A 20,122-nucleotide genomic window follows, 5' to 3' on the forward strand; every position below is an offset into this window, starting at 1 on the left:
ATTTTTTATTGTTCTTTTTTGTTATAATAATCTACGGCAAATTGAGCCCCTTCTTCAACCATTTTATTATCTTCAATATCTTTTGGGTGGGGATTGCCTGCTTTGTGCACAGGGAATTCTTTATCGCCTGACTGCTCAGTGCCATTTAGCTTGTTCTTTGCCTGGGCCATCCAGCCGTCAAATTTTTTTCGGTTTTCTTCTTTGGAAAGCCACCATGCAGCTGCACCGGCTCCGGCTAGAAGATAACCAAGACCGCTGCTTTTTTGTTTTTTATTAACATTATTTTTATACATAGAAAGCCCCTTCCTTTTATGCCAGTTTGGGCACCTGCTTCTTAAAAGTTTACCCGTCTTTTTGGGATCAAAACATTGAAGAACCTGAAAGCAGATGGTTTAAAGACCAATAAAGAATAATTATTTATATGATTCGTTTTTCTTATGAGCAGTGATAATTTACTTGTTATTTACTTATACCAGCGAATGTAATAAGATAAAAGATGTGAGAAATTAGTAAACATAAAAAAAGCCTAATTTTTCGATTACATACTCAACATTAAGAGGGGGAACCGAAATGGCGACTAATAACACTTTTAACGCACGCTCGAGTTTTGACTTGAACGGTAAGCGCTATAATTATTACCGTCTTGCGGCACTTGAAGAAGCGGGTACGGCGAAAGTTTCACGCCTGCCATATTCGATTAAAGTATTACTTGAATCTGTACTGCGTCAATTTGACGGCTACGTTATTAAAAAAGAGCATGTTGAAAACCTGGCAAAATGGGGTGCGGATGCAGATGCTGAAGCGGAAGTTCCATTTAAGCCTTCACGCGTTATTTTGCAGGACTTTACTGGAGTGCCGGTTGTTGTTGATTTAGCGTCACTTCGTAAAGCAATGGCTGATATTGGCGGAGACCCGCAGGTCATCAACCCGGAAATCCCGGTTGATCTTGTTATTGACCACTCTGTTCAGGTAGATGCTTATGGTACACCAGAAGCACTTGAACGTAATATGGAGCTTGAATTTGACCGTAACGCAGAGCGTTATGAATTTTTAAGCTGGGCGCAAAAAGCGTTCGATAACTACCGCGCTGTTCCGCCGGCAACTGGGATCGTGCATCAGGTAAACCTGGAATACCTGGCCAATGTTGTTCATGCAGTTGAAACAGAAAACGGTGAATTTGAAGCTTATCCGGATACGCTGGTTGGAACAGACTCCCATACAACGATGATTAACGGAATCGGTGTGCTTGGCTGGGGTGTTGGCGGTATTGAAGCAGAAGCAGGTATGCTTGGCCAGCCTTCTTATTTCCCAATTCCAGAAGTAGTCGGTGTAAAACTAACAGGCGAGCTTCCAAATGGCGCGACTGCAACAGACCTTGCACTTAAGGTAACACAAGTCCTTCGCCAGACAGGTGTAGTCGGCAAGTTCGTTGAGTTCTTCGGTCCTGGTGTTGCTTCTCTTCCGCTTGCTGATCGTGCAACGATCGCCAATATGGCTCCGGAATACGGTGCAACTTGCGGCTTTTTCCCGGTTGATTCAGAAGCGCTTGATTATATGCGCTTAACTGGGCGTGATGAAGAGCATATTCAAGTCGTTGAACAATATTTGAAAGCAAACGACATGTTCTTTAAACCAGAAAATGAAGATCCTGTTTATACACAGGTGGTTGAACTGGACCTGGCTGAAATTGAGCCGAATTTGTCTGGACCAAAACGTCCACAGGACTTGATTCCGCTTTCTCAAATGCAAAAAGCGTTCCAGGAAGCAGTGAGTGCTCCGCAGGGTAACCATGGTTTTGGCTTAACTGCAGAGGAACTTGACCGCACAGCAACTGTAGCGTTTGAAGACGGTACGACTGCTGAAATGAAAACAGGCGCAATCGGCATTGCAGCGATTACTTCCTGCACAAATACATCTAACCCGTACGTTCTTTTGGCTGCTGGTTTGGTAGCGAAAAAAGCGGTTGAACTTGGTTTGGAAGTTCCAAAATACGTAAAAACATCACTGGCTCCGGGTTCAAAAGTTGTTACAGGCTACCTGCGGGATTCCGGACTGCTTCCGTACATGGAGCAAATCGGCTTTAACGTTGTTGGCTATGGCTGCACCACATGTATTGGAAACTCCGGGCCAATGAAAGAAGAAATTGAAAAAGCAATCATTGATTCCGATCTTCTTGTTACTTCTGTTCTTTCAGGTAACCGTAACTTTGAAGGCCGTATTCACCCGCTTGTAAAAGGCAACTATCTTGCATCTCCACCGCTTGTTGTGGCTTACGCGCTTGCAGGTAATGTAAACGTTGATCTTCAAAATGATCCAATCGGCAAGGGCAAAGACGGACAAGACGTCTTCTTTAAAGATATCTGGCCGGAGACTGAAGAAGTAAAAGAAGCGGTTCAACGCACTGTTACGCCTGAATTGTTCCGTAAAGAATATGAGCAGGTATTCAACAGCAATGCAAAATGGAACCAAATTCAAACTAGCAACGATGCACTTTACAATTGGGACAAGGATTCTACTTATATCCAGAATCCAACATTCTTTGAAAACCTTTCGCCAAATCCAGAACCGATCCAGGCTCTTACTGGCTTGCGCGTAATGGGTAAATTCGGCGACTCTGTAACAACAGACCATATTTCTCCAGCAGGTGCAATCGGAAAAGATACGCCAGCCGGTAAATATCTGCGTGAAAAAGGAGTAGAGCCTCGTGACTTTAACTCTTATGGTTCACGCCGTGGAAACCACGAAGTTATGATGCGCGGCACATTTGCCAACATCCGCATCCGCAACCAGATTGCGCCGGGAACAGAAGGCGGATATACAACATTCTGGCCAACTGGTGAAGTAATGCCGATTTATGATGCATGCATGAAATACCAGGAGCAGGGAACAGGCCTTGTCGTACTGGCTGGCAAAGATTACGGAATGGGCTCTTCACGTGACTGGGCAGCAAAAGGAACAAACCTACTTGGTGTGAAAACAGTTATCGCAGAAAGCTATGAGCGTATTCACCGTTCTAACCTTGTTATGATGGGTGTGCTTCCGCTTCAATTTAAACTGGGCGAAAATGCGACAACACTTGGCTTAACCGGGGAAGAAACATTTGAAGTAGCCATTACAGACAGTGTGAAACCACGTGAAATTGTAAAAGTAACTGCTACGGATAAAGAAGGCAAGAAAACAGAATTTGAAGCGCTTGTTCGTTTCGATTCTGAAGTAGATGTGGACTACTACCGCCATGGTGGTATTCTGCAGATGGTTCTTCGTGGCAAGCTGCAAAGCGTAAACGCGAATAATTAAACAAAAAACCGGCTCTTCCCAATCGGAAGAGCCGGTTTTTTTATTGATCTGCTGCTGGAATGCCGGGACGGGAAGAATCGCTGCCGCCTGCTTTTTCCCCTGTATTCGGATTTAGCAAAATCGCCTGTACATTGCCGATTGAAAGAGCAATCGAGTCAAACTGAAAATTCATGCTTTCTAATTTGCGTTTCGCTTTTTCAGGAATCCCTTCTTCCTGCCAGATAAGCGGCCCGGTGCCATTATAAATGCGGGGCTCTTCAATGGCATCTTTTACATCCATGCCATATTCAAGGATATGAATCATTGTTTGCAGCACAGAGGCTGGAATGGTCGGACCGCCTGGAGAGCCGAGTGTTAAAACCGGCTCGCCGTCTTTAAAAATAATGGTCGGTGTTTTCATGCTGACCGGATATTTGCCAGCCTCGACCGAATTAATGCCAGCCGGGTCTGGGTCAAAGTCCGTCATATCATTATTGAGCAAAAAGCCATAACCGGGCACCATAATGCCAGAGCCGAAAAAATGTTCAAGCGAAGAGGTACAGGCTGCAATATTCCCATTTTTATCAACTGCAATAAAATGGGTGGTATCTGGTCCCGGATCGGTCGTGCTGGGATTTTTATGATGCAGCTGCTTATCGTCATATTTCCATGGGTTTCCTTCCGCCACGTCTTCGTTTCTAAATGCAAAGTTGATCAGCTTTATACGTTCCTCTAAATACTGATCGGTCAACAGGCCATCCATTGGAATATCATAAAAGGCCGGATCGCCCATATAAGCGAGTTTATCAGCTGTCATAATCCGCATCACTTCTGCGAAAAGATAGTATTTTTCCCATGAATGAAGATCATATTGGTTAATCTCCAGCTTTTCAAGCAGCTTTAGCATATAAAGAAGAGCAAAGCCGCCGCCGTTTGGAGGGGCGGGCACAGCAACGGTATACTCTTTATAGGTTCCGCTGATTGCTTCAGAAACCGTTGCTTCATAGGAGGCCAGATCCTCTTTCTCTAGAAACCCGTCAAATGAATGAACAGTTTCAATGATTTTATCGGCAATTTCACCTTTATAAAACACATCTGTTCCATGCTTCTGCAGCAATTCAAGTGTATGAGTTAAATCTTCATTTACAACAGTTTCTCCTTCAGTAAGAGGCACACCGTCCGGATAAAAGAACGCTTTTGCTTCTTCACCGAGGCGGTCGCTAAAACGTTCTAGTCCTGTATTCCAGGTTAAATTCACTCGAACACCTTTTTTGGAGAGCTGAATGGCCGGTTCTATTACATCAGGCCAGGTCATTGTTCCAAATTCATCCAGAGCTTTTTCCATTCCTTTTAAAATTCCCGGCACAGCAACGGCTGTTCCGGGTGTTGAACGTTCCAGAAAAGGAATAACATCCTGATGTTCATCCACGAATATATTTTTATGCGCTTTTTTTGGTGCAAGAGAATGGCCGTTTACCACATAGGTTTTCTGCTTTTTTGCGTCATAATAAATAACAAAGCCACTGGCAGCAAGCCCTGTGTTAAACGGCTCCGCCACGGCGAGTGCGAACTGCATAGCGGCCAGGGCATCCATTGCATTGCCGCCTTTTGATAAAATATCAGCGCCAATAACGGAGGATTCCTCTGTCGCACTGGCAGTCATTCCGTTTTTTCCGTGTGCCCGCTGTTTGTGTAACTCCTTTTTTTGATTTTTCCAAATCTGCTCCATATCCATTTAGTCGTCCTCCTTGTCCTGCTGGGACAGTCTTTCAATTGTTTTAGCGAGTAAAATGGTCCGCTCGGTAAGCGAATCAATAGAAGTGTATTCGTCGGTTTCACTGTGGGAAAACTCACCGACCGGTCCCATTCCATCGATCGTCGGGATGCCTTCCGCAGCCGTAAAAGAAGCATCAGAGGCACCGCCTGTAGCTTCTCCATGTATGTCAAGACCAATGTATTTTCCTGTTTCTTTTACTTCTTTAAGCAATTCCCTGGAGGCGGCTGTTTCCTCCATTGGCGGCCGGGCAATTTTCCCTTCTACTTTTGTGTCGGTTCCATGCACAGTGTCTTCTTCGGCAATCTCATAAATATCTTTCACGACTTCACCAGCCTGCTCTTTATTTTGCACCCGGACGTCAATAACTGCTTCCGCCTCGGGCGAGACAGTATTGGCGGAAGTTCCGCCGTTAATTAAGCCGACGTTTACAGACAGGCCATTTTTGTGATCATTTAATTGCTGCAATTTGATAATCTTATGGGCGATTTCTTCAATGGCACTCCGGCCGATTTCGGGTTCTACACCGGCATGGGCGCTTTTGCCGGATACATGCATTGTAAATCTGCCTACTCCTTTGCGGGAAGTGACGACCCCCTCGTTTGGGCGTCCACATTCAACAACCAGGCTGTATTTCTTTCCTTCCGCTGCTTCTTTAATCAATGGCTTGGAAGAAGGAGATCCCACTTCTTCATCACTGTTAAAAAGAATCTGGACATTATGAAGAGCAGGAGAGTTTGTTTCTTTCAGTGCTTTCATGGCATAAAGCAGCTGAACGTGGCTTGCTTTTTCATCGTTTACTCCCGGCCCATAGACGTTATCGCCAATGATCTCAAGTGGCCGGCTTTCCGCTTCCCCGTCAGGAAAGACCGTATCCATGTGGGCAATAATCAAAATATCCGGTTTTTTCGCTTGCGGGGAAGCAATGCTTAAGTGATTTCCATATTCTTTTTCATGATGAACCGTTACAGACATTCCCAGTGATTCGAATTCCTGCTGAAGAATTGTGCCGATTTTATCGACACCTTGTTTATCATAAGAGTTGCTGTTGGTGTTAACCAGCTTCTCCAGAAGAGCAAGCATATTTTCTTTTTCTTGTTTTACATACGTTTTCAGCGAATATCCCCCCTTGTGATACCTTTATCTGTACCCGAAAAAACAAAATACATAAACGCGGCGGGTAAACATGGTAAAATAAAAGTAGAAATTTGTCTTAATTAAAGGAGTTTTTTATCGTGTTTATTTCGGAAACAAAAGTAGAAGTCCGCTATGCGGAAACAGATGCTATGCAGGTTGTCTACCATGGCCAATATGTTGTCTGGTTTGAAATCGGACGGACCCAGTTAATTAAAGATCTCGGCTTTCATTACGCGGATATGGAAAAGGCGGGATTTGTTTCCCCCGTAACAGACATTCAGCTTTCATATAAGCGCCCCTTCCGGTATGGAGAAACGGCTGTTATCCGAACCTGGATTCAGTCACACAGCGGCATCCGAACGACTTACGGATATGAAATTAGCAACGAGGCAGGGGATGTTTGTGTGACGGGTTCGAGCGTGCATACCGTTGTCAACAAAGAGACATTCCGGCCGGTCAAATTTAAAAAAGAATTCCCTGAGTGGCATGCTGTTTATGAAAAGGAGAAAAAGGAGCAGTAATGGCATTCGGATTAAAACGGGAGGACATTGAGAGATGGAGAAAGGAAATGGAAGAAGGCGAAATCTCCTTTTTAACTCACTATTGGCGTGATGACCGGTTTCCATACTGCAGGACGGTTACAAAAGCGGGGTGCCTTGATGTAGATAAATTAATCAGCTGGGGCCGGCAGTATAATTTAAAGCCGGAATGGATTGATATGCGCAACCCTTCCCGGCCTCATTTTGACTTGCTTGGTGAAAGGCAGCTTTTCATTTTAAAATACGAAAAGCTTCATCATCATATTCAGCGCTTTAACCTTGAGTAGATGCTTCTTTTATGTACTCGTAGGCAGGTTCCTGCAAAGCATCGTCAAATCCCACTTTTAAATCATGGCCATCGAAGTACCACACGTCTTTTTCCTCCACGAAATATGTAATACCATCGTATGAAACAGTGACATCTGGTTCTATCGGCTCATCTTTTGCTGCGCCAAGTGAAAAACCTTCGTGCAGCGGGCTGGAGCCGCCATAACGGACGTAAAAACGAACAAACCCGCCTTTTTTTACCTGCATTTCTTCTTCAAACCATTTTTTCGCTTGATTGGTGATTTCGATTTTCATGCCAGATCACTCCATTCTGTTTTTCATAAGTGTAGCATGGAAATAATCCGGCACAAAATGGTTCGTTATATTTAAATGAAAGAAAGCCTTTCCATAATTTTTTTATAAAAGCAGGAAAAACGACTGGCGCAGGAGAAGCCTATGTAAAGGATCTATTTTAAGCCGCAGAGAAAATGAAGCCGTATAACTAACGAACTAAATACCCCATATATGACAGCCCTCTGTCTGGCATTTGAAAGCAGAGAAAAAATAAAGGGATGTAAATCTGCGTTTTTATAAAAGAAAACGGGGTGAGTGGAGATGGAGCAAATGGAGAGCATGGCTCAAAAAGAAATTTGTACTGTAACCATATCAGCAGATTTTATGAAAGCTGACCTTCACTATCAGCCGGCGAAAAGAGGAGAGGGTGAAACGGCAGAAAGGACGGCTTCCGCTGCTGATATTCAACAGCTTTTAAGAAAGGCCGGGGTAGAGTATGGCATTGATCTGCAGGCGATCGAACGGGTACTGCTTACACAAATGGATACTGTCCAAAAAGTCGCTTCCGGCCAGGCGGCAGTGCCGGGGAAAGACGGAACACTGGAATTTTTTGCTGACTACTCAGGAGGACTGGCCCCTCCAAAGCTTGATTGGGGCGGTACAGCGGATTTTCGGGAAATAAATGTGATTCCGGAAATAGAAGAAGGAAGTCTGATTGCAAAGAAAAATAGTTCTGTGCCCGGAATAGACGGCCGGACGGTCACAGGAAAAATAGTTCCTGCACCGCCGGTAAAAGAAGTGGTTGTGCACTGCGGGACAGGAGTGTATGAACAAGACAATCACTTTTTCGCCGCTTTTTCAGGGAGGCTTTTAGTTGAAAAAAGAGGAAACAAGTATAAGCTCGATGTTTCTAAGCAGTTTATTCATCCGGGCTCTGTCAATCTTTCATCCGGCAATATCCGGTTCCAGGGAGATGTGGAGGTGCGGGGAAATGTTGAAAGCGCTATGAGGGTGGAAGCGGCCGGGAATGCAGCCGTGCATGGCTATTTATCAAGCGCCGTGGTGATTGCCGGCAAGTCAGCTTCTGTCCAGCAAAATGTTTTTTCATCCACCATTTCTTCGGGAAAAATGGTGGACTCTGTGAATGCGCTCACTCAATCGCTTTCCGGGTGCCTGCCTGTTATCATGGAGTTTTCGGTCAAAATAAAACATTTTTTACTGGAATTAAAAAACAGGGGCCGGGAACTTGATGCATACATTGCCGTGCAAAAACTGATAGAAAAAAATTTTCCGGATCTCCCTGAACAAATTAAGAAATTCGCTTATGTAGCTGCGCAGGCAGGGCAATCTGTACAAAAAGAATGGACAGAGCTGGCAAATAAACTGTATCGGCTGATTGTGATGAAATCACCGCAGAGCTTTTCTTTTGAACTTTTGGAAGAAGCAGTGAGTCAAGCTTTGTTTCTTCAGTCCTTCTATCAGGAGGAAGAAGAGGAAGACGAGTTATTTGTTTCTATTCCGTACGCTGTAAACAGTGATATCATGTCAAATAAACACGTATACGTTACTGGCCAGGGAGTTTTTAATTCGACAATTAAAGCGGGCGGACGTGTAGAAGTCGCAGGCTGTGTAAAAGGGGGAACGGTCTGTGCGGGCACTTTGATTAAAGTAAAAGAGGCAGGCTCTGAAAGCGGGGTAAAAACGAAGTTTCAAATTGAAGAGTCCGGAAAAATAGAATTTTTAAAAGTATATCCCGAAGTCACTGTCCAGTTTGGCATGAAGCACCTCACTTTTGATCAAGCAGAAGGACCTGTCTGCTTATTTACTGATGACGAAGGGCGTATAAAAAAAGCCGGTTTAACGGTCACCCGTTAAACCGGCTTTCTTATTTGGCTTTGCGAGAAGGTATCTTCGGCTCCGTGCCATTACGCAGCCGGGTGATATTGGCCCGGTGCCGGTAAACGACGAAAAAGGAGAGGGCGACAACGGCAGCCAGGAACGGATAATCACCTGTGTAAATGGTATGGATAACAGCATAAATAAACGCTGCAGCTGCAGCAACAATAGATGCGAGAGAAACATACTTTGTAATCCATAGAACGCATAGAAAAACGATAACCAAAAGCAGGAAAAACCATGGGCTGTAAGCGAGCAGAACGCCGGCAGAAGTGGCGACAGCTTTCCCGCCCCTGAATCCGGCAAATAGTGGAAACATATGGCCGATAACAGCAAAAAGCCCCGCCAGAAGCTGATGAACGCCTGAATCCATAAAAACTGGAAGCAGCGTGGCGGCTGTTCCCTTTAAAATATCAGCAGCGGTTACAAATGCACCTGCTTTTTTTCCGAGTACACGAAACGAGTTGGTTGCGCCGAGATTTCCGCTGCCATGCTCGCGGATATCAATGCCAAAAAACGCTTTTCCAGCTATTAAACCGGACGGAATGGAACCTAATAAGTAGGCAATGATTAAAATAAGTGCTGGAATCAATTTCTCATTCTCCCTTTTTGTATTGTATAATCATGTGCATGACGTTCACATTCATTTTACCATGGAGACCGGAATGGCGGGAAAATTATTTCGGTTGATTCTCAGGTGAAAGTGGCGTACGCTTTAAAGCGGAATTCATAAACGTATTGGAGAACATTTCATTTTTATGATATGATAGTTGAGAACATACGTTTTATGTACGGGTGTTGGAAAGAGAGGGGACTTAGTTCATGGCGGATGCAACAAAAAAACCAGTTTACAATGAGGATTCCATCCAGGTTCTCGAAGGGCTAGAAGCCGTTCGAAAGCGTCCGGGGATGTATATAGGATCGACAGATGGCCGTGGGCTGCATCATTTAGTGTATGAAATCGTTGACAACTCGGTCGATGAAGCGCTCGGCGGATATGGGACGGAAATTAATGTTACCATTCATAAAGATAATTCAATTAGTGTGCGTGATTACGGGCGTGGCATGCCAACAGGAATGCATCGTACCGGCAAGCCGACAACCGAGGTTATTCTTACCGTTCTGCATGCCGGCGGGAAATTCGGTCAGGGCGGCTACAAAACAAGCGGCGGCCTGCATGGTGTCGGAGCTTCAGTTGTGAATGCCCTGTCTGAATGGCTGACGGTAACCATCTGGCGTGATGGACTTCAATATGAACAGCGCTTTGAACGGGGCGGAAAGCCGGTTACAACGCTTGAGCAAAAAGGCAAAGCGAGGTCAACAGGCACACAAATCCATTTTAAGCCGGACGAAACCATTTTTTCGACGACGGTTTTTCAATTTGATACGCTGAGCGAGCGGCTGAGAGAATCCGCTTTTTTGTTAAAAGGATTAAAAATCACACTGGAAGACAAGCGGGAAGACCGTGAACAAAAAGAAGAATACTTTTTTGAAAACGGCATAGAAGAATTTGTGAAATACTTGAATGAGGAAAAGGATACGCTTCATCCGGTTGCTTCGTTTGAAGGAACACAGAATGAAATAGAAGCAGAATTTGCTTTTCAGTTTAACGATGGGTTTTCCGAGAATGTTTTGTCATTTGTCAACAACGTACGGACAAAAGACGGCGGTACCCATGAAGCGGGGGCGCGGGCAGCGATGACGCGCACATTCAATGAATATGCGCGCAAAAGCAGTTTATTAAAAGACAAAGATAAAAATTTAGAAGGTACGGATATTCGAGAAGGATTAACGGCTATCGTTTCCGTTCGGGTACCGGAGCATATGCTCCAGTTTGAGGGGCAGACAAAAGGAAAGCTTGGAACAGGAGAAGCGAGGTCAGCGGTTGACCAGGTCGTATCTGAACGGCTGCTTTATTTTCTGGAAGAAAATCCGGATTTGAGCGGCCTTCTTATCAAAAAAGCGGTCAAAGCTGCCCAGGCTCGCGAAGCAGCCCGAAAAGCGAGGGAAGATGCCCGTAACGGAAAAAAACGCAAAAAAAGCGAGGCTGTTTTATCAGGGAAGCTTACACCTGCCCAGTCACGCAATCCAGAGCGCAATGAACTGTATTTGGTTGAAGGCGATTCCGCCGGCGGCTCCGCGAAGCAGGGAAGGGACCGGAAATTTCAAGCTGTTTTGCCTTTGCGGGGAAAAGTAATCAATACAGAAAAAGCCAAGCTTGCGGACATTTTTAAAAATGAAGAGATCAACACAATCATTCATGCAATCGGCGCAGGTGTCGGCCCGGACTTTGCCGTTGATGACGCGAATTATGATAAGGTCATTATTATGACAGACGCTGACACAGATGGCGCGCACATTCAGGTGCTGCTGCTTACGTTTTTCTACCGGTATATGAAGCCGCTCATTGACAGCGGAAAAGTATATATCGCCATGCCGCCGCTTTTTAAAGTGTCGAAAGGAGCAGGGAAAAAAGAAGTCGTTGAGTATGTCTGGACAGAACGGGAATTGGAGACCCTGCTAAAAAAAATGGGCAAGGGCACGACAATTCAGCGCTATAAAGGACTTGGCGAGATGAATGCCGACCAATTGTGGGAAACGACCATGAACCCTGAAACAAGAACATTGATCCGTGTAACAATCGACGACGCAGCAAGGGCGGAACGGCGGGTAACTGTTTTGATGGGCGATAAAGTTGAGCCGCGCAGAAAATGGATCGAATCCAATGTAGCGTTTGGGCTGGAAGAAGAAGCAGCTCTCTTAGAAAATGAACAGTTGGCCGGCAGCAGGGAGGAATAATCAGTGGAAAACGAACATATTCAAGATTTGCCGCTTGAGGACGTTATCGGTGACCGATTCGGGCGGTATAGTAAATATATTATTCAAGAGCGGGCGCTTCCCGATGCGCGGGACGGATTAAAGCCGGTACAGCGCCGCATTTTATTTTCTATGCATACAGAAGGCAACACGCATCAGAAGCCATTTCGGAAAGCGGCTAAAACAGTCGGAAATGTTATTGGCAACTATCATCCTCATGGTGATTCATCCGTTTACGATGCAATGGTACGTTTGAGCCAGAGCTGGAAAATGCGGACCCCGCTTATTGAAATGCACGGCAATAACGGCTCAGTCGACGGTGATCCCCCGGCTGCTATGCGTTATACGGAAACAAGGCTTTCAGCTATCGCTGGTGAATTGTTAACGGATATTGAAAAAAGAACAGTCGATTTTATTCCAAATTTTGATGAAACAACGAACGAGCCAGTTGTTCTGCCTGCAAGGTTTCCAAACCTGCTTGTGAATGGCTCCACGGGAATTTCGGCCGGTTATGCTACCGAAATTCCGCCTCACCGGCTTGATGAAGTGATTGACGCTGTTATTATGAGAATGGAAAAGCCATCCTGCACGGTTGAAGACCTGATGAAGGTGCTGCCTGGCCCGGATTTTCCGACAGGTGGTATTATTCAAGGGGTCGACGGTATTGAAAAAGCGTACAAAACCGGCAAAGGAAAAGTAATTATTCGAGGCAAAACAGAGATTGAAGATCTGCGCGGCGGACGCCAGCGGATTGTCATTACAGAAATCCCATACGAAATCAACAAAGCTTCGCTTGTGAGGAAAATCGACGATTTGCGAATCGATCGAAAGCTCGACAGTATTGCTGAAGTTCGTGATGAAACAGACCGGACAGGACTGCGCATCGTCATTGATTTAAAAAAAGAAGCAGACACCGAACTTATTTTAAATTATTTGTTTAAAGCAACGGACCTGCAGGTGTCTTACAATTTCAATATGGTTGCTATTTACAATAAGCGGCCGATTTTAATGGGACTGCACCGGCTGCTTGATGCTTATATTGAGCATCGCAAGGAAGTTGTAACGAACCGTTCTGTATATGATCTGGAAAAAGCAAAAGCCCGGCATCATATCGTAGAAGGACTGATGAAGGCTTTATCCATTTTAGACGAAGTGATTGCCTGCATCCGTTCATCAAAAGATAAACAGGATGCAAAAAACCGCCTGATAAAGCAATTTGATTTTACGGAAGCACAGGCAGAAGCCATTGTAACGCTTCAGCTTTACCGTTTAACGAATACTGATATCACAGCGCTGCAAAAAGAAGCCGCTGAGCTTGAAAAAACAATTCAGCAGCTTGAAGCCATTTTGGGAAGCGTCAAAAAGCTTGAAGCTGTCATTAAGCGTGAATTAAAAGAAATGAAAAAAACATATACAACGGAGCGGCAGACCGTCATTGAAGCGGAAATTCAGGAAATTAAAATTGATCAAAAAGCAATGATACCAAGTGAGGATGTAATGGTTTCTGTTACGCGTGAGGGATATATTAAGCGGACGGGCCTTCGTTCTTATTCGGCTTCGGGAGGCCTGCCTGCTATGAAAGAAACAGACGGCCTTCTTTTTAAGCAGGAAATGAATACAACAGATGTACTGCTTGTTTTTACGAATAAAGGAAGTTATTTGTATTTGCCGGTGCATGAACTGCCGGATATCCGCTGGAAAGACGCGGGGCAGCACGCTTCAGGCATGGTCAGCGGCTTTAAAGAAGAATCGATTGTTGGAGCATTTTCAGTCCGTGACTTTTCCGCGCAGCAGTTTATTTTACTGGCGACCAAAAGCGGCATGATTAAGCGGACTGAGCTTGCCCAGCTTAATGTGCAGCGCTATTCACGTACGTTAACAGCAATGAACGTAAAAGGGGAAGATGAAGTTTGTGCAGCGGCTCTGACAGACGGCAGCAGCGATATTTTAATGATTAGCCATCTTGGCTATGGCCTTCGTTTTGCGGAAGAGGAGGTACCGGTTGTGGGACCCCGGGCAGCGGGAGTAAAAGGCATCAGCTTAAAAGAAAATGATTATACAGTAGCTGCTATTGCTGCAAAAAACGCGGAGGAAGCCCAGTTCTTGGCGGTTACAAGCCGGGGGTCTGCAAAACGCGGCGGGTTTGACCAGTTTGAGCGGACATCCCGCGCAAAACGCGGAGTTGTGCTGGTCCGGGAATTGAAAACAAATCCGCATCGCATTGTCGGAGCGGCTTACCTTGATGAAAACCGCGATTACTATGTGCGCATGAAAAAAGGCGAAGATGTAAAAGTAAATATAAACACTTTGAAGAAAGTGGACCGTTATTCAAACGGGTCGTTTATTGTTGATGAAAAAGAGCAGGGACCGATTCAAGCACTTCTTCTTACAGAAAAAGAAGCAGAATAAGAAGCAAAAAGCTCCACGTACAAAAATGACGTGGAGCTTTTTTTATGGTAAATTGGGTTTTGTGTTGTTTTTCGACAGGGTATTGGCTCTGTAAGCGGCAACAAATATTTTTTAAAAGGAGTGAGAGAATGACTGCATTAGATCAAATTGTAGCAGAATTAAATAAATATATGTATTCATACGTTATGATTGCAATGCTGATTATTCTGGGACTGTTTTTTACAGTCAGGACAGGATTTGTCCAATTTAGAATGCTGCCGGAAATGTTCCGGGTTATTTTTGAGAAATCCACAATTTCAGCAGATGGAAAAAGAGGGATTTCGTCTTTCCAGGCATTTACGATAAGTGCCGCCTCAAGAATTGGGACAGGCAACCTGGCAGGCGTAGCGACAGCGATTGCCGCCGGAGGGCCGGGTGCGATTTTTTGGATGTGGCTTATCGCTTTAATTGGTGCGGGTTCTTCTTTTGTAGAAAGCACACTCGCCCAGGTATATAAGGTGAAAGATGGCGATGTATTCAGAGGCGGCCCCGCTTATTATATGGAAAAAGGACTAAAGAAAAGATGGCTGGGCATTATTTTTGCGGTGTCTATTACAGTATCGTTTGGCCTTGTTTTTAATGCGGTTCAGTCCAATACCATTTCCATTGCGATCAATGAAGGGTTTGGCGTTTCCCGTTATGTAACAGGAGCGGTTTTAACCATATTAACAGGAGTTATTGTTTTTGGCGGACTAAAACGAATTGTTAACGTAACACAGGTTCTTGTACCTGTTATGGCTATTCTTTACGTACTGCTGGCTGTTGTGATCCTGGCAATGAATATTACAGAAATTCCGGCAATGTTTAAACTCATTATCAATTCTGCATTTGGCCTGCAGGAAGCAGCAGGCGGTGCACTTGGCGCAGCGGTTATGAACGGAATTAAACGAGGGCTGTTTTCAAATGAAGCAGGTATGGGTTCTGCTCCAAACGCTGCTGCCACAGCAGCAGTCAGCCATCCGGTGAAGCAGGGGCTCATTCAAACACTGGGTGTTTTCATTGACACGATTGTTATCTGCTCGGCGACCGCTTTTATTATTTTGCTAAGCGGCCAGTATTTGCGCGCAGATGCGGAATCCATTAATTTAACCCAATCTGCTTTATCGGTTCACATTGGCGACTGGGCTGTTATTTTCCTTGCAGTGGCTATTTTTATGTTTGCTTTCAGTTCAGTGGTCGGAAACTATTATTATGGTGAAACGAACATTGAATTTATTAAAGAATCAAAAACAACTCTTCTTATCTATAGACTTGCCGTTATGGCAATGGTTTTCTTCGGTTCAATAGCAAAGATCAGCCTTGTCTGGAATTTAGCCGATTTGTTTATGGCGATAATGGCTTTTATCAACTTAATTGCGATTACTATGCTGTCTAAGATTGCAGTCAAAGTATTGGGTGATTACCAGAAGCAGCGAAAGCAGGGGAAAGATCCTGTTTTTTACTCTGATTCTGTTGAAAACATTGGGGAAACTGACACCTGGAACCGCCAGTAAAACAAACAAAATAAACCGGCTGTGCCGGTTTATTTTGTTTACTTTCATTATGTGCAAAATTCAAAACTGTATCATTAATCTAAATGAACTTTTATAATGAAAAAGACGTGTTACACCATGCAAAGGGGGCGAAAGCATGCAATGGATAGCCGGACTGCTGTATATGTTTATTTACGCAGTGCCTGTTTTTTTTATTACGCTGTTTATTAAGCTGTTTAAAGCCGAACAAAAATGGAACCGTCAAGCAAGAAAGAAAAAAGAATCCTCGCACAGGAAATAATGGGAGAAGGGTGATCATGCCGGCAGCAGAAAGCCGGGAAAGGAAGTAAAAAGGAAGTGGAACAGTGTTAAAAGAGTTTAAGGAATTTGCCATGCGCGGCAATGTTCTCGACCTGGCTGTCGGAGTCATTCTTGGTACAGCGTTTGGGAAAATTGTTTCTTCACTCGTTGCGGATATTATTATGCCATTGATTGGCTTGCTGATTGGCGGAATTGATTTTTCCGGTTTGTCCATTACAGTCGGCAATGAAAGAATTAAATATGGAGTGTTTATTCAGACCGTTGTTGATTTTGTCATTATTGCTTTTTCTATTTTCCTGTTTACCAGGCTTATTAATCAAATATATAAGAAAGAAAAGAAAAAGAACGAGACGGCTCTGGTATTAACGAAAGAAGAAGAGTTATTAACGGAAATTCGTGATCTGCTGAAATCGAATAAAAATTAAGCTTATGCCCGGACATTTGTCCGGGCATATTTTTATTTCGGTAGACGAAACAATTTTCGTGCTTCTTCAATAAGCATGTGCTATGATGGATTCCGCAGTAAATTGTCGACAGATGGAGAACGAGAAAGAAGTTCTGTCATCGGGAAAAATTTCAATTAATAAAGCGGCTTGAAAAGCGGATGATAAACTTGACGAGCTGTTTTTTTAAAAAGGTTTAAGGCTATTTTGTTTACGGGAAACCACTGGAAGGGAAGGGGACTGCTCGCACTGGTGCCGCAGAGTTATTTGAAAAAGAACAAAAAGCATCTGTAAATAAATATGCAAATGGTATCATTCCAACAAGAAAGAAGGAGTTACATGTCGAAACAGTCTATACACCAGTTTCCTCTGCTGCTTTTAATGATGAATATGTTTATTGTAATGACCGGTATTGGGCTTGTTATCCCCATTATGCCGACGATTATTCAGGAGTTTGGCGCAGGTGGTAAAACCTTTGGGTTTCTTATCGCAACGTTTGCATTTGCCCAGTTTTTATTTTCGCCGCTTGCAGGGGATTTATCGGACCGTTATGGCCGAAAAAAGGCAATTGTATTTGGTCTTATTTTATTTTCAGCCGCCCAGTTTTTATTCGCGTTTTCGAATTATTTAGCGTTCTTATATGTCTCGCGTATAATCGGAGGAATTGGCGGCGCTTTTATGATTCCTTCTATGATGGCGTTTGTGGCAGATATTACAACTGTGGAAACGCGTGCAAAAGGAATGGGCCGTCTCGGTGCATCCATGTCTTTTGGTTTTGTTGTCGGTCCCGGAGTTGGCGGATTTCTGGCAGAGCTGGGGCTGCGTGCTCCTTTTCTTATCGCCGGAACAGTTGCAGCCGCCGCTGCGGTTCTTTCATGGTTTTTTTTAAGGGAACCCGAAAAAGAAAAAGCAGATGTGCTAGTAAAGCAGCGCGAATCTCTTGTCAAGCAGCTGGCTCTTTCCGTAAAAAAGCCTTACTTTATTTTGCTGGTCATGATGTTTACCTTATCCTTCGGCCTTGCTAACTATCAGTCGACTATCAGCTTGTTTACGGACCGAAAATTTGGGTTCAGCCCTTCAGATATTTCTATTTTGATGGTAGTGGGCGGCTTGATCGGTGTTATTGTCCAGGCTTTTGTACTTGACCGGGTACTTGAGCGTTTTGGAGAAGTGCGTATTATGAATGTTATGCTGGTGGTAGCAGCTTTATCGATGGTCAGCATTTTGTTTGCGGCAGGATTTACGTCAGTGCTGTTGATTTCAGCGGTGTTTTTTACCGCCGCTTCTCTTCTGCGCCCTTCCATTAACACGACCATTTCCAAAATGGCCGGCGATGAACAGGGATTCGCAGCCGGCATGAATAATGCTTACATGAGCATCGGCAATATGATTGGTCCTGCGCTTGCAGGGACATTGTTTGATATTAATATGGGCCTTCCTTATATATTTGGTTCGATTATTATTGTGGTTACTTTAGTGATATGCATTCGCTGGGCAAGAGGGAGAAGCCGGCAGAAAGCCGTCCGTTCGGCAGAATAAATACAAAAAGCCCGCCTTTTTTAAAAGGCGGGCACAGCCAGCCAGCAAACGGCGTCACCTGCCGGCTGTAAATGCTCATGGTCCAGGGAGACAGGCAGTTTTAATCAGCCTGTTTTTTCACTTTGTTTATACTTTCTGCCTGCCTTTTAAAACTCAGGCTTTTAAAGCAAAATCTACAATATCGTCCGGCACCGCTGCTTTTGAGGTTTCGCCCGAGATAAGAGATTCATGATCGTATCCCCAGGAAGCCCAAACGGCCCGGAGTCCTGTTTTGGCGCAGGCATCTATGTCGCGCTGTTCGTCACCAACATAAAACACTTCTTCCCGGGAATAGTCATACTGCTTTAATAACTTTTTAATCATTTTATCTTTGCTGAAAATGTATTTAGATGAAAAAATGTCGTGAATATAGTCAACTCCATTGGATTTTAAGCACTGCTCGATAATATCGGCGGCATTAGATGAAATAATGGCAATATGAATACCGCGGCTGCTTAGTTCATCAAGCATCTGCTTAACGCCCGGAAACAATGGAAGAGAGGCCTTTGATTCGCGTATAAAGCGATAGAGCTTGGGAGCGGCAAAGGGAATACTGCGCATCGGAAAATTTAAATGGCGGCAGCGCTCAGGAATGCTCATTTTCTTTAAGTCATCAAGCTCTTCAAGGGCAACCTGGTTGTAGCCTTCTTTTTGGGCAAAATCGTTGTATGCCTTGATAAATACTTGAAGAGAATCGGAGATCGTGCCATCGAAATCAAATATGACACATTTTGTCATTGAAATCACTCCTTCAGTCGGGACTGCGTTGTCCGCAATATATTCTTAGTTTAACACTAGAGTGAGTGAGCAAACATGAAAAAACATAATTTCAACACATTCTTAACATTCTGCTATAATAAGTAATGGAAAATGAAAAGTGAGGGACTGTACATTTATGATTGTAAAAACTGATGAAGAGTTAGCAGCGTTAAAAAAAATCGGCAGAATCGTGGCTTTCATTCGTGATGAAATGCGCAGCTTTACAAAACCGGGAATAACCACAAAAGAAATTGATGAGCTTGGCGGCCGTTTGTTTGCTGAACATGAAGCAATTTCGGGGCCGAAAGGTGAATATGACTTTCCAGGCTATACATGTATAAGTGTAAACAATGAAGTGGCCCATGGTATTCCAGGGAGCAGGATAATCAATGAAGGAGATCTTGTCAACATTGATGTATCGGGCTCATTGGATGGGTACTTTGCCGATACAGGCATTTCCTTTGTTGTGGGAAATGGAGAGCCTGTTTTGACCAAGCTGTGTGAAGCAGCAGAGCAGGCTTTTGAGCGTGGCTTATTAAAAATTAAAGCGGGGGCAAAGCAAAATCAGATTGGGAAAGCAGTTGCCAATGAAGCACGCCGCCACGGTTTTACAGTAATTAAAAATTTAACCGGGCACGGGATTGGCAAGTCGCTTCATGAGGCACCGGATCATATTTTAAATTACTTTGATCCCTGGGATAATGCTTTATTAAAAGACGGCATGGTTATTGCGTTTGAACCTTTCGTTTCAGAAAAAGCGGACATGATTAAGGAATCAGGCGACGGCTGGACCTTTAAAACACCGGACGGAAGCCGGGTAGCTCAAATTGAACATACCATTGTGGTAACAAGAGGAGAGCCAATTATTTTAACAAAATAACGCTGAGCACAGGCTGTTGACAAACGTCCGCTTTCAGCATCACTTGCCGGCTGTGAAGGATCAGGATCCCCAAAAAGGTCACTCCGCTTCCCAGCCGGCCGCGTTCCTGGAAAGACAGGCGCCTTCAATCAGCCTGAGTTCTAACTTTGTCTACACTCTCGAGCGTTCACCTTTTTGGTGGATGCTTTTTTAAATCGTAATAATTACTGTTTACAAATCGT

Annotated in this window: 17 protein-coding genes; 11 read left to right on the forward strand and 6 right to left on the reverse strand. The window is 44.2% G+C overall.

Going from position 1 to position 20,122, the window contains the following annotated elements:
• Positions 1-5 precede the first annotated feature (5 nt).
• The gene (locus VP98_RS14500) at positions 6-293 is read right to left on the reverse strand and encodes a hypothetical protein (protein ID WP_046176125.1); all 288 of its coding nucleotides are present in this window, start codon (positions 291-293) and stop codon (positions 6-8) included.
• Between the two features lie 277 nt (positions 294-570).
• On the opposite strand from VP98_RS14500, the gene acnA reads away from it, so the two are divergent.
• Complete coding sequence (gene acnA, locus VP98_RS14505; protein ID WP_046176126.1) at positions 571-3,297, forward strand: aconitate hydratase AcnA; 2,727 nt, start codon at positions 571-573, stop codon at positions 3,295-3,297.
• A 40-nt stretch (positions 3,298-3,337) separates the two neighbouring features.
• On the opposite strand, the gene ggt is transcribed toward acnA, so the two are convergent.
• Together ggt and VP98_RS14515 are read right to left on the reverse strand one after the other, a co-directional pair.
• Positions 3,338-5,011, reverse strand: a complete 1,674-nt coding sequence (gene ggt, locus VP98_RS14510) for a gamma-glutamyltransferase (protein WP_046176127.1) — start codon at positions 5,009-5,011, stop codon at positions 3,338-3,340.
• Positions 5,012-6,133 carry a M20 family metallopeptidase gene (locus VP98_RS14515; RefSeq protein ID WP_231584188.1) on the reverse strand — a complete coding sequence of 374 codons (1,122 nt, stop codon included), beginning with the start codon at positions 6,131-6,133 and terminating at the stop codon, positions 5,012-5,014.
• A 152-nt stretch (positions 6,134-6,285) separates the two neighbouring features.
• Between VP98_RS14515 and VP98_RS14520 the strand changes: the two genes are divergently transcribed.
• Positions 6,286-6,708 (forward strand): acyl-CoA thioesterase, encoded by a 423-nt coding sequence (locus VP98_RS14520; RefSeq protein ID WP_046176129.1) that lies wholly within the window; start codon positions 6,286-6,288, stop codon positions 6,706-6,708.
• Positions 6,708-7,013, forward strand: a complete 306-nt coding sequence (locus VP98_RS14525) for a hypothetical protein (protein ID WP_046176130.1) — start codon at positions 6,708-6,710, stop codon at positions 7,011-7,013. Before VP98_RS14520 ends, VP98_RS14525 begins: the two co-directional genes overlap by 1 nt.
• Here the strand turns inward: VP98_RS14525 and VP98_RS14530 are convergent.
• A complete protein-coding gene (locus VP98_RS14530; protein ID WP_046176131.1) occupies positions 7,000-7,308 on the reverse strand; it encodes a HesB/YadR/YfhF family protein in 309 nt (102 codons plus the stop codon). The two genes, VP98_RS14525 and VP98_RS14530, sit on opposite strands and share 14 nt — an antisense overlap.
• A gap of 300 nt (positions 7,309-7,608) precedes the next feature.
• On the opposite strand from VP98_RS14530, the gene VP98_RS14535 reads away from it, so the two are divergent.
• Complete coding sequence (locus VP98_RS14535) at positions 7,609-9,162, forward strand: DUF342 domain-containing protein (protein ID WP_082087945.1); 1,554 nt, start codon at positions 7,609-7,611, stop codon at positions 9,160-9,162.
• Positions 9,163-9,172: 10 nt separating this feature from the next.
• Here the strand turns inward: VP98_RS14535 and plsY are convergent, their stop codons facing one another.
• The gene (gene plsY / locus VP98_RS14540; protein ID WP_046176133.1) at positions 9,173-9,775 is read right to left on the reverse strand and encodes a glycerol-3-phosphate 1-O-acyltransferase PlsY; all 603 of its coding nucleotides are present in this window, start codon (positions 9,773-9,775) and stop codon (positions 9,173-9,175) included.
• 230 nt (positions 9,776-10,005) lie between these two features.
• On the opposite strand from plsY, the gene parE reads away from it, so the two are divergent.
• The 6 genes from parE (at position 10,006) to VP98_RS14565 (ending at position 18,223) form a co-directional block, all read left to right on the forward strand.
• Positions 10,006-11,982 (forward strand): DNA topoisomerase IV subunit B, encoded by a 1,977-nt coding sequence (gene parE, locus VP98_RS14545; protein WP_046176134.1) that lies wholly within the window; start codon positions 10,006-10,008, stop codon positions 11,980-11,982.
• Between the two features lie 3 nt (positions 11,983-11,985).
• Complete coding sequence (parC, locus tag VP98_RS14550) at positions 11,986-14,409, forward strand: DNA topoisomerase IV subunit A (protein ID WP_046176135.1); 2,424 nt, start codon at positions 11,986-11,988, stop codon at positions 14,407-14,409.
• A gap of 128 nt (positions 14,410-14,537) precedes the next feature.
• Positions 14,538-15,941 (forward strand): alanine/glycine:cation symporter family protein, encoded by a 1,404-nt coding sequence (locus VP98_RS14555; protein WP_046176136.1) that lies wholly within the window; start codon positions 14,538-14,540, stop codon positions 15,939-15,941.
• Between the two features lie 136 nt (positions 15,942-16,077).
• Positions 16,078-16,221: a hypothetical protein gene (locus tag VP98_RS18965; RefSeq protein ID WP_156151402.1), complete on the forward strand. Its 144-nt coding sequence runs from the start codon at positions 16,078-16,080 to the stop codon at positions 16,219-16,221.
• Positions 16,222-16,285: 64 nt separating this feature from the next.
• Positions 16,286-16,666, forward strand: a complete 381-nt coding sequence (gene mscL / locus VP98_RS14560; protein ID WP_046176137.1) for a large conductance mechanosensitive channel protein MscL — start codon at positions 16,286-16,288, stop codon at positions 16,664-16,666.
• A 357-nt stretch (positions 16,667-17,023) separates the two neighbouring features.
• Positions 17,024-18,223, forward strand: a complete 1,200-nt coding sequence (locus VP98_RS14565) for an MFS transporter (protein WP_046176138.1) — start codon at positions 17,024-17,026, stop codon at positions 18,221-18,223.
• A 153-nt stretch (positions 18,224-18,376) separates the two neighbouring features.
• On the opposite strand, the gene VP98_RS14570 is transcribed toward VP98_RS14565, so the two are convergent.
• Positions 18,377-19,000, reverse strand: coding sequence for an HAD hydrolase-like protein (locus VP98_RS14570; RefSeq protein ID WP_046176139.1), 624 nt, complete (start codon positions 18,998-19,000; stop codon positions 18,377-18,379).
• 157 nt (positions 19,001-19,157) lie between these two features.
• Here VP98_RS14570 and map point away from each other — a divergent pair, with 157 nt between their 5' ends.
• Complete coding sequence (gene map, locus VP98_RS14575) at positions 19,158-19,901, forward strand: type I methionyl aminopeptidase (RefSeq protein ID WP_046176140.1); 744 nt, start codon at positions 19,158-19,160, stop codon at positions 19,899-19,901.
• Positions 19,902-20,122 lie beyond the last annotated feature (221 nt).

This window comes from Domibacillus indicus, assembly GCF_000970685.1.
Lineage (GTDB): Bacteria > Bacillota > Bacilli > Bacillales > Domibacillaceae > Domibacillus > Domibacillus indicus.

Coding starts and splice junctions, on each gene's coding strand:
- VP98_RS18965 (WP_156151402.1), top strand. CDS start 16,078: ATGCAATGGATAGCCGGACTGCTGTATATGTTTATTTACGCAGTGCCT.
- VP98_RS14515 (WP_231584188.1), bottom strand. CDS start 6,133: ATGCTTGCTCTTCTGGAGAAGCTGGTTAACACCAACAGCAACTCTTAT.
- VP98_RS14525 (WP_046176130.1), top strand. CDS start 6,708: ATGGCATTCGGATTAAAACGGGAGGACATTGAGAGATGGAGAAAGGAA.
- parE (WP_046176134.1), top strand. CDS start 10,006: ATGGCGGATGCAACAAAAAAACCAGTTTACAATGAGGATTCCATCCAG.
- VP98_RS14570 (WP_046176139.1), bottom strand. CDS start 19,000: ATGACAAAATGTGTCATATTTGATTTCGATGGCACGATCTCCGATTCT.
- VP98_RS14555 (WP_046176136.1), top strand. CDS start 14,538: ATGACTGCATTAGATCAAATTGTAGCAGAATTAAATAAATATATGTAT.
- ggt (WP_046176127.1), bottom strand. CDS start 5,011: ATGGATATGGAGCAGATTTGGAAAAATCAAAAAAAGGAGTTACACAAA.
- acnA (WP_046176126.1), top strand. CDS start 571: ATGGCGACTAATAACACTTTTAACGCACGCTCGAGTTTTGACTTGAAC.
- VP98_RS14530 (WP_046176131.1), bottom strand. CDS start 7,308: ATGAAAATCGAAATCACCAATCAAGCGAAAAAATGGTTTGAAGAAGAA.
- VP98_RS14535 (WP_082087945.1), top strand. CDS start 7,609: ATGGAGCAAATGGAGAGCATGGCTCAAAAAGAAATTTGTACTGTAACC.
- map (WP_046176140.1), top strand. CDS start 19,158: ATGATTGTAAAAACTGATGAAGAGTTAGCAGCGTTAAAAAAAATCGGC.
- VP98_RS14565 (WP_046176138.1), top strand. CDS start 17,024: ATGTCGAAACAGTCTATACACCAGTTTCCTCTGCTGCTTTTAATGATG.
- VP98_RS14500 (WP_046176125.1), bottom strand. CDS start 293: ATGTATAAAAATAATGTTAATAAAAAACAAAAAAGCAGCGGTCTTGGT.